The 15,950-nt window shown below is 53.3% G+C and carries 14 protein-coding genes; 6 read left to right on the top strand and 8 right to left on the bottom strand.

The window, feature by feature from the left end:
• Positions 1-40 precede the first annotated feature (40 nt).
• From FDW94_RS07035 to manX, 3 genes are read right to left on the bottom strand one after another with little or no spacing between them, the layout of a single operon-like run.
• Complete coding sequence (locus tag FDW94_RS07035; protein WP_003833769.1) at positions 41-892, bottom strand: PTS mannose transporter subunit IID; 852 nt, start codon at positions 890-892, stop codon at positions 41-43.
• Between the two features lie 12 nt (positions 893-904).
• Positions 905-1,705 (bottom strand): PTS mannose/fructose/sorbose transporter subunit IIC, encoded by an 801-nt coding sequence (locus FDW94_RS07030; RefSeq protein ID WP_003021004.1) that lies wholly within the window; start codon positions 1,703-1,705, stop codon positions 905-907.
• A gap of 58 nt (positions 1,706-1,763) precedes the next feature.
• Positions 1,764-2,726: a PTS mannose transporter subunit IIAB gene (manX, locus tag FDW94_RS07025; protein ID WP_003833768.1), complete on the bottom strand. Its 963-nt coding sequence runs from the start codon at positions 2,724-2,726 to the stop codon at positions 1,764-1,766.
• A gap of 459 nt (positions 2,727-3,185) precedes the next feature.
• On the opposite strand from manX, the gene yoaE reads away from it, so the two are divergent.
• Entirely contained in the window at positions 3,186-4,745 is a 1,560-nt protein-coding gene (gene yoaE, locus FDW94_RS07020) for a CNNM family cation transport protein YoaE (protein WP_008785026.1), read from the top strand.
• A 6-nt stretch (positions 4,746-4,751) separates the two neighbouring features.
• Here yoaE and FDW94_RS07015 read toward each other — a convergent pair whose 3' ends face one another.
• From FDW94_RS07015 to pabB, 4 genes are all read right to left on the bottom strand, one after another.
• Positions 4,752-6,353 carry an EAL domain-containing protein gene (locus FDW94_RS07015; protein WP_137377354.1) on the bottom strand — a complete coding sequence of 534 codons (1,602 nt, stop codon included), beginning with the start codon at positions 6,351-6,353 and terminating at the stop codon, positions 4,752-4,754.
• 130 nt (positions 6,354-6,483) lie between these two features.
• Positions 6,484-7,848, bottom strand: coding sequence for an L-serine ammonia-lyase (gene sdaA, locus FDW94_RS07010; protein ID WP_137377353.1), 1,365 nt, complete (start codon positions 7,846-7,848; stop codon positions 6,484-6,486).
• A gap of 183 nt (positions 7,849-8,031) precedes the next feature.
• Positions 8,032-8,610 carry a CoA pyrophosphatase gene (locus FDW94_RS07005; RefSeq protein WP_003020991.1) on the bottom strand — a complete coding sequence of 193 codons (579 nt, stop codon included), beginning with the start codon at positions 8,608-8,610 and terminating at the stop codon, positions 8,032-8,034.
• 3 nt (positions 8,611-8,613) lie between these two features.
• Complete coding sequence (pabB, locus tag FDW94_RS07000; protein WP_032943759.1) at positions 8,614-9,975, bottom strand: aminodeoxychorismate synthase component 1; 1,362 nt, start codon at positions 9,973-9,975, stop codon at positions 8,614-8,616.
• A gap of 83 nt (positions 9,976-10,058) precedes the next feature.
• Here pabB and FDW94_RS06995 point away from each other — a divergent pair, with 83 nt between their 5' ends.
• Positions 10,059-10,238, top strand: coding sequence for a YoaH family protein (locus FDW94_RS06995; protein WP_003020986.1), 180 nt, complete (start codon positions 10,059-10,061; stop codon positions 10,236-10,238).
• Between the two features lie 6 nt (positions 10,239-10,244).
• Here the strand turns inward: FDW94_RS06995 and FDW94_RS06990 are convergent, their stop codons facing one another.
• Entirely contained in the window at positions 10,245-10,589 is a 345-nt protein-coding gene (locus FDW94_RS06990) for a RidA family protein (protein ID WP_003020984.1), read from the bottom strand.
• A 141-nt stretch (positions 10,590-10,730) separates the two neighbouring features.
• Between FDW94_RS06990 and FDW94_RS06985 the strand changes: the two genes are divergently transcribed.
• The 4 genes from FDW94_RS06985 to fadD all read left to right on the top strand — a co-directional run.
• Positions 10,731-12,641 (top strand): ATP-dependent DNA helicase, encoded by a 1,911-nt coding sequence (locus FDW94_RS06985; protein ID WP_003020980.1) that lies wholly within the window; start codon positions 10,731-10,733, stop codon positions 12,639-12,641.
• A 58-nt stretch (positions 12,642-12,699) separates the two neighbouring features.
• Entirely contained in the window at positions 12,700-13,395 is a 696-nt protein-coding gene (gene tsaB, locus FDW94_RS06980; RefSeq protein WP_032943756.1) for a tRNA (adenosine(37)-N6)-threonylcarbamoyltransferase complex dimerization subunit type 1 TsaB, read from the top strand.
• Between the two features lie 94 nt (positions 13,396-13,489).
• On the top strand, positions 13,490-14,074 hold the full coding sequence (locus tag FDW94_RS06975) for a Slp family lipoprotein (protein ID WP_003020975.1): 585 nt from the start codon (positions 13,490-13,492) through the stop codon (positions 14,072-14,074).
• A gap of 204 nt (positions 14,075-14,278) precedes the next feature.
• Positions 14,279-15,950, top strand: a 1,672-nt coding sequence (gene fadD / locus FDW94_RS06970; RefSeq protein ID WP_137377393.1) for a long-chain-fatty-acid--CoA ligase FadD, incomplete at its 3' end; no start/stop codon positions are given.

Here is a 15,950-nt window from a genome sequence, read left to right as displayed (position 1 = left end):
AGAAAAACCGGGGGCAAGCCCCCGGTGATGTACAACAGTCTTACAGGCCGAGCAGTCCGACAGCGTAGCCCGCGATACCGATGACGAAGAAGCCAACGATGATCCACAGCGGGTTCACTTTCTTACGCAGCAGCCACATACAGGCGAATGTCAGCAGCAGAGGAACCAGACCCGGCATCAGTTGGTCAAGGATAGTCTGCACGGTGGTAACACGAGTCTGACCATCCTGACCGGTGATAGTGGAAACCACCAGCGGGATGTTTACGTGCGTCCACTTGTTAACCAATGCCCCCATGACAAACAGGCCGAGGATTGACGCCCCCTCGGTCAGTTTCTGCAGGAAGCCGCCGCCCATATCTTTAACGATATCGACACCTTTACGGTAGCCATATGCCACACCGTAATAACGGGTTGCCAGACGAACCAGGTTAAACAGGATGAAGAACAGCAGTGGCCCCAGCAGGCTGCCGCTCATCGCGATACCTGCGCCGAGTGCGGCGAAGACCGGACGTACGGTACCCCAGAAGATCGGGTCACCGACGCCTGCCAGCGGACCCATCAGACCAACTTTGATACCGTTGATGGCACCATCGTCAATCTCTGCGCCGTTTGCACGCTGTTCTTCCATTGCCAGCGTAACGCCCAGTACTGGAGCCGCTACGTACGGATGGGTGTTAAAGAATTCCAGGTGACGCTTAATCGCTTGCTTACGTGCATCGTTGTTTTCCGGGTACAAGCGGCGGATAGCCGGTACCATGGAGAAACAGAAACCCAGCGCCTGCATACGTTCGAAGTTCCATGAACCCTGAAACAGGTTAGAACGAATGAACACGCCACGAATGTCACTCGGAGTGAGTTTTTTCTCGGTGGTAGTTTTAGTCATATCAACCATTTCGCTCACCTGCTAGTCCAGTTCGTTATCGAGATCGTTATTGCCAGCCGCCGCAGCAGGTGCACCGGCTACGCGGTTATATTTCGGGCTCAGCTGAATGTAGAGGATGGCCATGACTGCGCCAATCACACCCAGAGCAACCAGGTTGAAGTTAGTAAATGCCGCGGTGACGAAGCCGAGGTAGAAGAATGGCATCAGATAGCCTGCGCGCATCATGTTGATGACCATCGCATAACCAACCACTACGATCATACCGCCTGCGATGTTCAGACCACCGGTTACGACTTCCGGAATGGCGTTAAGCATGCTCTGAACTTCACTGGTACCAACAGAAATCGCTACGATTACCGCCGGGATAGCGATACGCATAGCCTGCAGGAACAGCGAGGATACGTGCAGCCAGGAGAGCGCAGTCAGGTTACCGTTTTCGGCTGCCTTATCCGCTGCGTGCTGGAATGCTACGGTGATTGTACGAACGATAATGGTCAGTACCTGGCCTGCTGCTGCCAGTGGGATAGCCAGCGCGATACCGGCACCAATGCTTTGATGACCCGCGATAACCAGAACGGTAGAGATAATTGAGGCCAGTGCGGCATCTGGTGCAACCGCAGCACCGATGTTCATCCAGCCCAGGGCGATCATTTCCAGGGTACCACCGATGATAATACCGGTTTTCATATCCCCAAGAACGGCACCAATCAGCGTACAGGCCACCAACGGACGGTGGAACTGAAATTCATCGAGTACCGACTCCATACCCGCGATACATGCGACGATGAACACCAGCACAATCTGAAGAGTGGTAATCTCCATTGTACTTCTCCTATTGCTATACAGACTTAAGTGTGAAAACTAAGTAAATGCCAGGGAATTATTTCACCTTGGCAATCAAATCCATCATTTTCAGTTTCTGATCGGTAGAAACCTTACGGGCCTCAAGCTCAATACCGCGTTCGTTGAGTTTCTTGAAGGCTTCGATGTCTTTGTCATCGACAGAAATTGCGTTGTTTACCTGCGTTTTACCCTGACGGAAAGCCATACCGCCAATGTTCACGGAGGTAATTTTCACACCACCTTCAACGATACGTTCTACGTCGGTTGGGTTGGTGAACAACAGCATCACACGCTCACCTGCATATTTCGGGTTGTTGTAGACGCGGATCATTTTCGCGACATCAACCACATGCGCCGTCACACCCGGAGGTGCTACCTGAGTCAGCAGCGTTTTACGCACGGTATCGGCGGCAACTTCATCACTGACGACGATAATGCGCGTTACGTTGGTTTCTTTGGTCCAGCGAGTTGCCACCTGACCATGGATTAAGCGGTCATCAATACGCGCCAGGCCGATCTGCATATAATCGTTCGGCCCCATCGGTTTCGCGGGGGTTGCTGCTTTCGGTGCCGCGACGGGGGCAGGAGCGGCTTTTTCCACCGGTTTTGCTTTCAGCGCTTTCACGCCTTCGCTGCCGGTTTCAACGGCCAGTGCCACTAATTCATCAAAGCTTGGGTTGTCATCACGCGCCATGAAGGTCTCAACCAGCATGGGAATGTTCACACCGGCGATTACTTCGTAATGCTCTTTATCGACGACAATGCGGCTCGCAGCGTTAAACGGGCTGCCTCCCCATGTGTCAACGAGAAACAGCACGCCTTTACTGGTATCGAGTTTTGCCAACTGAGCGTTGTACTTTTCGATCAGCGTTTCAGCATTTTCGCCTGGAACGAAATCGATCCAGCCGACGTTTTCCTGCTCGCCTAACAGCATCTCTGCCGTCTTAAGTAACTGCTCTGCAGCCCAACCATGTGTGCCTATTACAATAGCAATGGTCACTTGCTACCTCCTTTATTATCGTTAACACATCAACGTGAAGATGTATTTGAATCGTCGTCCGCAATCGAATCGATTCAGATAAGGGTTACAAAGAAAAACCTATGATTTTCGTGAATTATTTTAGATATCGAAAAAAATATTTTATGTGATGAAGATCCGTAATTTAACTTCCGATAAAAAGAAATTTCGAAGGGTAAAATATCTCCGAAACAACTTATTGCAAAGGAAGGTAAATCTTTGCTAAAAACAGCTTCTCTCTGTTATGTTTAGCATCTGTTTAATTACTCAGGAGTATAGGGCAGTAGCCCACCATATGGATCGTCACCGACGTCATTTCACCTTCAGGCCGTATCAAGCCTGTCAGATTGGCACTTTTTGCCACAAATTTTCTCTGCATATCGCTTTAACGCCTGAGATCCTCAGCGCGCAGTTTGGTCATTCCTTAAGCAGGAGCTTGTCATGGAATTATTAATGGACCCGCAGATTTGGGTGGGTTTGCTCACGCTTGTCGTTCTCGAAATTGTTCTGGGTATTGATAACCTGGTCTTCATTGCGATCCTGGCTGATAAGCTGCCGCCGAAACAGCGTGATAAAGCGCGTTTAATCGGTTTGTCACTGGCACTGATTATGCGTCTGGGCTTGTTGTCCGTGATTTCGTGGATGGTGACGCTGACAAAGCCGCTGTTCACGGTAATGGACTATGCGTTCTCGGGGCGCGATTTGATTATGCTGCTGGGGGGTATCTTCCTCTTGTTCAAGGCTACGACAGAGCTGCATGAGCGGCTGGAAAACCGTGAACATGATACCGGGCAGACGAAAGGGTATGCGAGCTTTTGGGTTGTCGTAACGCAGATTGTCATCCTCGACGCGGTGTTCTCGCTGGATGCCGTGATTACAGCGGTCGGTATGGTCAACCATCTGCCAGTGATGATGGCGGCAGTAGTGATTGCCATGGCCGTGATGCTGCTGGCCTCTAAGCCGCTGACACGATTTGTGAACCAACACCCGACGGTGGTGGTGCTGTGTCTGAGCTTCCTGTTGATGATTGGTCTGAGCCTGGTTGCCGAAGGGTTTGGCTTCCATATTCCGAAAGGTTATCTGTATGCGGCGATTGGTTTCTCGATCATCATCGAGTTGTTTAACCAGATTGCCCGTCGTAACTTTATTCGCCACCAGTCGACGCTGCCGCTGCGTGCACGTACTGCCGATGCAATCCTGCGTCTGATGGGCGGTAAACGTCAGGCCAGCGTGCAGATGGAATCCGATAACCCGGTGCCGGTTCCTGTCCCGGAAGGCGCGTTTGTGGAAGAAGAACGCTATATGATCAACGGCGTCCTCTCCCTGGCGTCGCGTTCGTTACGCGGCATTATGACGCCTCGTGGTGAAATCAGCTGGGTTGATGCCGACCTGAGCGTGGCAGAAATTCGCGAGCAGTTGCTCTCTTCACCTCACAGCCTGTTCCCGGTGTGTCGTGGCGAACTGGATGAAATCATCGGTATCGTGCGTGCTAAAGAGCTGCTGGTGGCGCTGGAAGACGGTGTGGATGTGGCGGCGATTGCCTCTGCTTCTCCGGCTATTGTTGTTCCGGAGACGCTGGACCCGATCAATCTGTTAGGCGTACTGCGTCGTGCCCGCGGTAGCTTCGTTATCGTCACTAACGAGTTTGGCGTAGTACAGGGTCTGGTCACGCCGCTGGACGTATTAGAAGCCATTGCCGGTGAATTCCCGGATGCCGATGAAACACCTGAAATTATTGCTGATGCAGGTGGTTGGTTGGTCAAAGGCGGTACCGATCTGCATGCGTTGCAACAGGCGCTGGACGTGGATACGTTAGTGAATGAAGACGAAGACATCGCCACGGTGGCAGGTTTAGTCATTGCGGCTAACGGCCATATTCCACGTGTCGGTGATGTTATCGAGGTTGCACCGCTGAGCATTACGATTGTCGAAGCGAATGACTATCGTGTGGATTTAGTTCGCATTGTTAAAGAACAACCCGCTCACGACGAAGACGAGTAATCGGGTTTAGCGAAACGGCATGACGGGCATACTGTGTCGCCCGTTATGTCGGGTGGGCGGCGGCGTGCTGCCCGCCAGCCATTTTGGGAAATCACGCAGCGGCATTGGCTTTGCGTACAAAAAACCTTGCAACAAATGTACGCCGTGTCGGCGCAAATGCTGAGCCTGCGCCTGGGTTTCAACGCCTTCCGCCACCAGTTCTATATTCAATTTTTTCCCCAAAGCGATAATGATGTCTGTGACGGTTGAGTTCACGGCGTCTGTTCCTATTGCCGAAGTAAATGATTTATCGATCTTCAGCACATCCGGGCGGAGTTTTTCCAGCCAGGAGAGCGAGCTATTGCCGGTGCCGAAATCATCAATTGCCAGTTTTACGCCAAGACGATTTAATTCGCGTACGACCCGATAATCCACATCCAGTAACGCATCGCGTTCGGTCAGTTCGATAACCAACTGCTGGATTGGGTGCTGGCTGAACCAGTATTGGTTGAGATCTTTTAGCAGCGTGCCGTTACGAAAATGGCTGGCGGCGACATTAATCCCAATATGAAACTGACTGCTCATCGGGAAAACGTGTCTTTGCTGAATGGTTTCTGCGATGACATGACGGGTTAGCGGCACAATCAGGTTGTGCTCCTCAGCGATGGGAATAAACACTTCCGGAGAGATCCAACCCTGGCGTGGGTTATTCCAGCGTAGAAGAATCTCCACGCCCATGCATTGCTGGGTTTGCGCATTAAGCAGCGGCTGGCAAAACAGCTCGAATTCCCGAGCAGCAAGGGCCAGATTAATCTCCCAGGAAAAACTCATTCTGCTGGCGGTCGCCAGCCATGCCAGGTAACCCACTAATAAACTTAGGATCACCGCCAGCGGCAGCTGTGTTGGCAGATGTTTAATCGCCAGTTCACTGGGACCGGGGCCGGTGACGCTAATGGTAAACGGGAAATGTTGAGATGACAGCTGGTAGCGTTTTTCATCATTTAGCTTAGGCAGAGTATCGACCACACCTTGATCATACAGTAGATGCCGATTACCAACGGTTAAGCTGGCATCGGTGATCTGCGGCGGCTGGGGTTCAAGCAACATAGACGACAATAAATCAATATTGACGATTTCCAGCACGCCATCTTCACCATCGGCAGAGGACGGGTACCATTGCGTCAGAATCGGGCTGCCTTTAATCAGCGAATGGTCAGTAGACAGCAGCAGTTGCGGTTCCCGGCTGGGTAATTCGGGCTGTAGTTGACGAATGGGGACATTGCGATACCCAAAAATGCTGGAGCAATAGAGGATCCCGCTTTGAATCAGATTAATAGAACGCACCGTTTGCAGTCTTGCGGCATGTTTGCTTAACGGTAAACGTGCCACTGAGCAGGGGAGGCCAATTAACGGCAGCAATACATCACGTCCGGTCTGCAAGGGTAAAAGTACGTCATCCAGTTCTTCTACAGCATGGTTGGCAAAGGTGATGATATTTCGGTGATTTAAATTACGCTCCGAAATAAATCGAACAGTTAATGTGAGGATGAGCGTCAGTAGTGCACATACTGTGCAGACGATTAAGCGATTCCGGCGATAATTTTTAATGATCCGTTGTGCTGTTTGCATGCGGGCCGCCCGATAAGCCGTTGGTCACAGAAGCCAACAGCAACAGAGCAAGTGTAGTGGGGAAAATTACAGTAGACGAGGGAGAGGGGGCAAATTCGCCCATCCGTCGCAGATGGGCGAAAATTAAGTATTAGTCACATTGAACTTTGATTGCCAGGCCACCGCGTGACGTTTCGCGGTATTTGGCGTTCATGTCTTTACCTGTTTCGTACATGGTCTCAATGACTTTATCCAGCGAGACGCGCGGCGCGCTGGTACGGCGCATTGCCATACGCGCAGCGTTGATCGCCTTCACTGAAGCAATGGCGTTACGTTCAATGCATGGAACCTGTACCTGACCGGCAACCGGATCGCAGGTTAAGCCGAGGTTATGTTCCATGCCGATTTCGGCAGCAACACACACCTGCTCAGGGCTCGCGCCCAACAGTTCAGCCAGACCAGCGGCAGCCATGGAGCAGGCTACGCCCACTTCACCTTGACAACCTACTTCTGCACCAGAGATTGAGGCGTTCATTTTGTACAACGCGCCAATTGCACCGGCCGCCAGGAAATAGCGGGTATAGATATCCGGGCTGACGGACTCGATGAAATGATCGTAATAGGCCAGTACCGCAGGCACGATACCGCAGGCACCGTTGGTTGGCGCTGTCACCACGCGACCGCCCGCGGCGTTTTCTTCGTTAACGGCCAGCGCGAACATGTTCACCCAGTCGATCACGTTCATCGGATCGTTGGACAGCTTATCGCTGGAAACCAGCATACGACGCAGAGCTGAAGCACGACGAGGAACGCGCAGCGGACCCGGCAACACACCTTCGGTGTTCATGCCACGATCGATACAGGCCTGCATGGTTTGCCAGACATGGCCAAAGTACTCTTCAATCTCTTTTTTGCTGTGCAGAGCAAGTTCGTTCTGCATCGCCATGCCAGAGAGAGACAGGCCGGTGCTATTGCAGTACTCCAGCATTTCAGTCGCGGATTTGAACGGATAAGGCACGCTGACCTCGCCCGCGGCATCCTGACCAAAATGTTCTTCATCAACGATGAATCCACCGCCGATTGAGTAGTAGGTTTTGCTATAAATGACGGTTTCGCCATTGTACGCATGGATCTGCATTCCGTTTTCATGCAGCGGCAGGTTGCCGTTGTGAAAACGCATCCCGTCATTCTGCGGGAAATCCACTTCGTGCTGACCCTGTGCAAGCAGCAGGCGTCCACGCGTTTCTGCGTCGCGGATAAATCCGGGGATGCTATCAATATCCACGGTAGCAGGCTCATTGCCTGCCAGACCCATAATAATGGCGATATCGGTGTGGTGACCTTTACCCGTGAGCGACAGTGAACCATACACGTCGACGGCGACACGAGTAACGCTGTCCAGTAATCCTTTTTCGACCAGGTCATCGACGAACTGTTTACCCGCCTTCATAGGCCCTACGGTATGGGAAGATGAGGGACCAATCCCCACCTTAAACATGTCGAATAGACTAATCACGATAATACTCCTACAGGGCGACTGGGCTTTCCAGTAACGATGTTATAACTGCGCATAGTGTAAGAGGGAACGCGGCGATCGGCTTAACTATTCACATGAATTAAACTAATAGATAACCGCGGTTTTACTAATGTTGTGACCTGAGTTTCAAGTTGTCTATGGCGCGCGTAAAGATAAGTATAGTCAGGGCTTGACGCCAATTTGCAGCGCCAGCTCACGAATTATTCCGGCGGTCATTCCCCAGACGAAATATTGCTCATACCAGGAAAGCCATACACGATGTGAATCGCCGCGGCGGTAGATATCCAACGGGTGATAACGACCTAAATGCAGGGCCTGGGCCAGCGGCATTTCGAACACTGCTGAGACTTCATCTTCACTGGCGCGATACGGCAGATTAGGCGGGATAATGCCTACCACTGGGGTGACCTGGAAACCGGTCACGCTGTCAACCGGCGGCAGAACGCCGATCACTTCTACGCATGAAGGTGGGATCGCCACCTCCTCCTGTGCCTCGCGAAGGGCGGCGGCAATTAACGAGGCATCACTGCTATCCACCGCCCCACCGGGGAAGGCGACCTGTCCGGCGTGCTTGCGCAGGTGAACGGAACGCTGGGTTAACAACAACCCCGGCTGTGGACGACGCACGACGGGGATCAGTACGGCGGCCTGGCGCTGGTTTAACGCGGCATGGTTGACCTGCGGGCGCAGGAGTTGGAAGCGCGATAAAAAATCATCAAGCGTCAGGCTGCTGTATTCCACGTCTCAGTTCTCCAGTTGGTGCAAAATACGATTCACTTTATCAAACGTTTCCTGATACTCCGCGTCTTCCTGACTGTCCGCCACTATGCCGCCGCCAGCGGAACAATAAATTTGTCCGTTTGTGGCTGTCAGTGTGCGAATGGTGATGCTGGTATCCATATTGCCGCAGAAACTCAGATAACCGATGCTGCCGCACCAGGCATTACGTCTTTGTGGCTCCAGTTCGTCAATAATTTCCATCGCCCGCACTTTCGGCGCACCGGTAATAGAGCCGCCGGGGAAGGCGGCGCGTAGCAGATCGGTGGCGTGTAATGACTCTGGCAGACGTGCGGTAATGGTGCTGACCAAATGATGAACGGCAGGGAACGGTTCGACGACAAACAGCTCTGGAACCTGTACCGAACCCGGTACGGCAACGCGGCCAATATCATTACGCATCAAATCGACGATCATCAGGTTCTCCGCACGATCCTTCGGCGAATTCGCCAGCCGCCGGGCCTGCTCACGATCGGCATCGGCATCTTCAAGCCTGGGCAACGTACCTTTAATAGGACGGGTCTGGATATGCTGGTTCTCCAGCAGAATAAAACGTTCTGGCGAAAGGCTGAGGATAACGCCTTCCTCAAGACGAATAAACGCGCTGAACGGGGCGCGGTTAGCGTGATTGAGTTTGACAAATGCCTGCCACTCATCCCCCTCGTAATGCGCTTGAAAACGCTGCGCGAGGTTGACCTGGTAACAATCGCCGCTGTGCAGATAGCCCTGTACCTGGCGGAATTTTTCGCCATACCGGGCGCGGCTCATATTGGACTGCCACGCCGAGGTCAATGTAAACGGCTCACGCGTTGGCGGTTGTTGCGCGTCGAGCCATTTCAGGCGAGCCTCGACATCGGTATGGCTGAGCAGCGATACGGTCTGCAACTTGTGGTCAACAATCAGCGCCCAGTCGTAAATGCCAACGGCCATATCCGGTAGCGTAATATCGCGCTCAGCAATAGTGGGCAGAGATTCAAAGCGTCGGCCAAGGTCGTAGCCAAACAGACCTAACGCGCCGCCCTGAAACGGCAGATCCGGGTGATACTCGGGGTGAATCTTGTGTGCAGCTAGCGCGGAATGTAATACCGTCATAGGATCATCAAGCGAGCGCGTGATTGCGTGCCCGTCCTGCACTACGGTCTCTTCAGCACGTGTAACCAACGTGGTGACGGGATCCGCCACCAGAATATCAAAGCGGTTATGCGGATGGTCGGCTTGACCTGAATGCAGCAGCATCGCCCAGGGCAGATGGCTTAATGTCGAAAAATAGCGTTCAGCGGCGTCCTGACGCCAGGGTAATGTGATTACTGCGGGAGATAACGTCTTCATCAGTCCTGACTCGTTGCTACTCTACTGGCTAACTGCCCGGTAGCATGAAATAATTAGCGCAGACAATTTAGCAGGAGTTAACAATGTTTGCAGGTTTACCTTCACTCAGTCATGAGCAGCAGCAAAAAGCGGTAGAGCGTATTCAGGAGCTGATGTCGCAGGGGATGAGCAGCGGACAAGCCATTGCTCTGGTTGCTGAAGAGTTACGCGCCAGTCATACCGGCGAGCGGATCGTGGCGCGTTTTGAAGATGAAGACGAATAACGCCGCTTAAACTGCAGCGATTATCTTAATCTCAACTTTGTATTTCGGGTTCATCAATCCGGCCTGAACGGTACAACGTACCGGCGCGTGGCCAGCAACGACCCACGCGTCCCAGGCTTTGTTCATGGCGGCAAAATCGTTTTTGTCTGCCAAAAATAGGGTGGCATCAAGAATACGTGACTTGTTGCTGCCTTGTTTTTCCAGCACCGCATCAATTTGCGCCAGCGTATTTGCCGTCTGCTCAAAGGCGTCTGCATCCAGATTTTCCGGCACGCCGGTGTAATACAGCGTGTTGTTGTGGATTACCACGTCGGACCAACGCGCTTCGGCATCAATGCGCACAATCGTCATAAATCATTCCTCGTTTACGTTTTTTCATAATAGCTTTGGGTTGCGCCAAGACTGCCATAATGTTGTGCCCACGTCACCTCTTCAACTGGCGAAAGACCCGCTGGCCTGACATAATCCCTGTTCAAATGAACAGGGGGCAGTGTGACGGACGATTTTGCAGCAGACGGTCAGTTGGCTAAAGCGATACCGGGTTTTAAACCGCGAGAACCACAGCGGCAGATGGCCATCGCCGTCAGTCATGCCATCGAAAAATCACAACCACTGGTGGTAGAAGCCGGAACCGGAACGGGTAAAACCTACGCTTATCTTGCCCCAGCGCTGCGTGCAGGAAAGAAGGTCATTGTCTCCACGGGCTCGAAGGCGTTGCAGGATCAGCTATACAGCCGCGACCTCCCGACTGTCGCTAAAGCACTGAAGTTCACCGGTAAACTGGCGCTGCTGAAAGGGCGTTCAAACTATCTGTGCCTTGAGCGTCTCGAACAGCAGGCGCTGGCGGGTGGCGACTTGCCGGTACAAACGTTAAGCGACGTCATTCTGCTGCGCTCCTGGTCAAATCAAACCCTTGATGGGGACATCAGCACCTGCGTCAGCGTGGCGGAAGACTCTCAGGCCTGGCCGCTGGTGACCAGCACTAATGACAACTGTTTGGGCAGCGACTGCCCGCTGTATAAAGAGTGTTTTGTCGTTAAAGCGCGTAAAAAAGCGATGGATGCGGATGTCGTCGTGGTTAACCATCATCTGTTTCTCGCCGATATGGTGGTAAAAGAGAGCGGGTTTGGCGAACTGATCCCGGAGGCTGATGTGATGATCTTCGATGAAGCGCATCAGTTACCGGATATCGCCAGCCAGTACTTTGGTCAATCGCTCTCCAGTCGCCAGCTGTTAGACCTGGCGAAAGACATCACCATTGCCTATCGCACCGAGCTGAAAGACACTCAGCAGCTGCAAAAGTGCGCCGATCGCCTTGCACAAAGCGCTCAGGACTTCCGCTTGCAGCTTGGTGAGCCGGGCTATCGCGGAAACCTGCGGGAACTGCTGGCCGACCAGCGCGTACAGCGCGCGTTTTTGCTGCTCGATGACACGTTGGAGCTGTGTTATGACGTGGCGAAGCTGTCCCTCGGGCGTTCGGCGTTGCTGGATGCCGCGTTTGAGCGCGCCACGCTTTATCGTGCGCGTCTGAAGCGCCTGAAAGAGATCAACCAGCCAGGCTTCAGCTACTGGTATGAATGCACCTCCCGCCATTTCACCCTCGCGCTGACGCCGCTTACGGTGGCGGATAAATTCAAAGAAGTGATGGAACAAAAGCCGGGCTGCTGGATTTTTACTTCCGCGACGCTGTCGGTAAACGATGACCTGCATCATTTCACTGCACGACTGGGTATTGAAGATGCCGAGTCGATGCTGCTGCCAAGCCCATTTGATTACACGCGCCAGGCGCTGCTGTGCGTACCGCGTAATCTCCCACAAACCAACCAGCCGGGGGCTGCGCGTCAGCTGGCATCCATGCTGCGACCTATTATCGAAGCGAACAACGGTCGCTGTTTTATGCTGTGCACTTCGCACGCGATGATGCGCGATCTGGCGGAACAATTCCGCGCTACTATGACGCTTCCCGTACTGCTGCAGGGCGAAACCAGCAAAGGACAACTGCTACAGCAGTTTGTCAGCGCAGGTAATGCGCTACTGGTTGCCACCAGCAGCTTCTGGGAAGGCGTGGACGTGCGCGGTGATACCCTGTCGCTGGTAATAATCGATAAACTGCCGTTTACCTCGCCGGACGACCCGCTGTTAAAAGCCCGAATGGAGGATTGTCGACTGCGCGGCGGCGATCCGTTTGAAGACGTCCAGTTGCCGGATGCGGTAATCACCCTGAAGCAGGGGGTAGGGCGTCTGATACGTGATGCTGACGATCGCGGCGTGCTGGTGATTTGCGACAATCGTCTGGTTATGCGGCCATACGGCGCCACCTTCCTGGCGAGTCTTCCTCCTGCGCCGCGGACGCGTGACATCGCTCGCGCGGTTCGCTTTCTTGCCATACCAACGACTGAGTAATTTGTTACGGAGTGTGGTAAGATGCGCGCCAAATTTATTGATCTGATCACAAACACCCATGCGAATTCTGGCTATCGATACCGCCACAGAGGCGTGCTCTGTTGCCCTGTGGAATGACGGTACTATCAAGGCTCACTTTGAGCTTTGCCCACGAGAACACACCCAACGAATTTTACCGATGGTTCAGGAAATCCTGGCCGCTGGCGATCTCACGTTAACCGATATCGACGCCCTGGCGTTTGGTCGCGGTCCCGGCAGTTTCACCGGCGTGCGTATCGGTATTGGCATTGCTCAGGGGCTGGCGTTAGGCGCAAACTTACCGATGATCGGCGTCTCCACCCTGGCGACCATGGCGCAGGGCGCCTGGCGTAAGTCGGGCGCGACTCGCGTGCTGGCGGCGATTGACGCGCGAATGGGTGAAGTCTACTGGGCCGAATACCAGCGTGATGACAACGGTAACTGGCACGGTGAAGAAACCGAAGCGGTGTTAACCCCCGAGCAGGTACATGAGCGTTTATTGCAGTTGTCTGGCGACTGGGTGACGGTCGGGACGGGCTGGCCGGCATGGCCTGAGCTTGGTAAAGACAGCGGGCTGACGCTCAGCGATGGTGACGTGCTGCTTCCAGCGGCTGAAGACATGCTGCCCGTCGCCACGCAAATGCTGGCTGCGGGTGAGACCGTAGCGGTCGAACACGCTGAACCTGTTTATTTACGTAACACCGTGGCGTGGAAGAAACTTCCCGGTAAAGAATGAATCTTAGTAGTAGAACCCCGGCTAAGACGTACAGTCGTCAGTGCACAGCATTGTGAACAGGCCGGGGCAGAAGCTAAGAAAAGGGAGTCACAATATGGCGGTGCAAAAGCAGTTATTGAAAGGTGTGTTGGCGGGGGCCTTAGCGTTAATGCTTAGCGGCTGCGTCACCATCCCGGATGCGATTAAAGGTTCGAGCCCGATGCCGCAGCAGGATCTGGTGCGGGTGATGAATGCGCCGCAGCTGTATGTCGGACAGGAAGCGCGTTTCGGCGGCAAAGTGGTGGATATTCAGAACCAGCAGGGAAAATCCCGTCTGGAAATTGCCACCGTTCCGCTCGATAGCGGTGCACGCCCCGTGCTGGGTGAAGCCTCTCGTGGGCGGATATATGCTGATGTAAATGGCTTCCTTGACCCGGTGGACTTTCGCGGGCAACTGGTCACCGTCGTCGGCCCGATTAGCGGTACGGTGGACGGAAAAATCGGTAATACGCCGTATAAATTCATGCTGATGCAGGTAACTGGTTATAAACGCTGGCATATTACTCAGCAGATTGTCATGCCGCCTCAGCCTATCGACCCCTGGTTCTACGGTGCGCGTGGCTGGCCTTACGGTGGCTACGGCGGATGGGGCTGGTACAATCCCGGCCCGGCACAGGTTCAGACCATAGTAACAGAGTAACTCTTTGTTTTAATGGTAAAAGAAACAGCGGCTCGTCCGCTGTTTCTGCATTAACGTGGATATAAGAAAAATAAATAGTGACGTGCTTCGCAACCTTGTCGTTGTGTAATAAACAAACTGGTACGCTGAGTTAATATTATGTTAACAGTTTGTTTATTGCCTGGGGTTGTGATGACGACGAATACGCATTTTAGAGGTGATGTATTGAAAAAGGTTTGGCTTAACCGTTATCCCGCTGGTGTTCCTGCGGAGATCAATCCTGACCGTTATCAATCCCTGGTGGAACTCTTTGAACACTCAGTAAGACGGTATGCCGATCAGCCCGCGTTTGTAAACATGGGGGAGGTGATGACCTTCCGCAAGCTTGAAGAGCGTAGCCGTGCGTTTGCCGCATATTTGCAACAGGGGCTCGGGCTGAAAAAGGGCGATCGCGTCGCGCTGATGATGCCGAATCTGCTGCAATATCCGGTCGCACTGTTTGGGATTTTACGTGCCGGCATGATCGTCGTGAATGTGAACCCGTTGTATACGCCTCGCGAGCTGGAACATCAGCTCAACGACAGCGGCGCGTCGGCGATTGTCATCGTATCTAACTTTGCTCATACGCTGGAAAAGGTGGTCGACAAAACGTCGGTGCAACACGTGATCCTGACGCGTATGGGCGATCAGCTGTCTACCGCCAAAGGAACGCTGGTTAACTTTGTCGTGAAGTACATCAAGCGCCTGGTGCCAAAGTATCACCTGCCGGATGCCATCTCATTTCGCAGTGCGCTGCAAAACGGCTATCGTATGCAGTATGTGAAGCCCGAAGTGGTGTCGGAAGATTTGGCGTTTCTGCAATATACCGGCGGGACAACCGGCGTGGCGAAAGGCGCGATGCTTACACACCGCAACATGCTGGCTAACCTTGAGCAGGTTCATGCTACCTACGGTCCGTTGCTGCATCCGGGTAAAGAATTAGTGGTGACGGCGTTACCGCTGTATCACATTTTTGCGCTAACGATGAACTGTCTGCTGTTTATTGAGCTAGGCGGTCAAAACCTGCTGATTACTAACCCGCGTGATATTCCGGGGCTGGTAAAAGAGCTGGCGAAGTATCCGTTTACCGCGATGACCGGCGTCAATACGCTGTTTAACGCGCTGCTGAATAACAAAGAGTTCCAGCAACTGGACTTCTCGTCACTGCATCTCTCGGCAGGTGGCGGAATGCCGGTTCAACAAGCGGTAGCTGAGCGCTGGGTGAAGCTGACGGGGCAGTATCTTCTGGAAGGTTATGGCCTGACGGAGTGCGCGCCGCTGGTGAGTGTTAACCCTCACGATATTGACTACCACAGCGGAAGTATCGGTTTACCGGTTCCCTCCACTGAGGTCAAGCTGGTGGACGACGACGACAACGAAGTGCCGCCGGGAGAACCGGGTGAGCTGTGTGTGAAAGGTCCACAGGTGATGCTGGGCTACTGGCAGCGACCGGACGCCACTGACGAAATCATCAAAGACGGCTGGCTGCACACCGGCGATATTGCGGTGATGGATGATGAAGGCTTCCTGCGTATTGTCGATCGTAAGAAGGACATGATCCTGGTATCCGGCTTTAACGTCTATCCGAACGAAATTGAAGACGTGGTTATGCAACACCCTGGCGTGCAGGAAGTGGCTGCGGTTGGGGTTCCGTCCGGCAGCAGCGGTGAAGCGGTGAAAATTTTCGTAGTGAAGAAAGATGCCTCGTTAACCGATGACGCACTGGTCACTTTCTGTCGTCGTCACCTGACGGGCTATAAAGTACCAAAGCTGGTGGAGTTTCGCGATGAGTTGCCGAAATCTAACGTTGGTAAAATTTTGCGACGAGAATTACGTGACGAAGCGCGTGCCAAAGTGG

It is taken from the genome of Citrobacter sp. wls757, assembly GCF_005280935.1.
GTDB lineage: Bacteria > Pseudomonadota > Gammaproteobacteria > Enterobacterales > Enterobacteriaceae > Citrobacter > Citrobacter portucalensis.
Note: the sequence above shows the minus strand (reverse complement) of the source record. Positions and strands in the feature narration are given on the sequence as shown.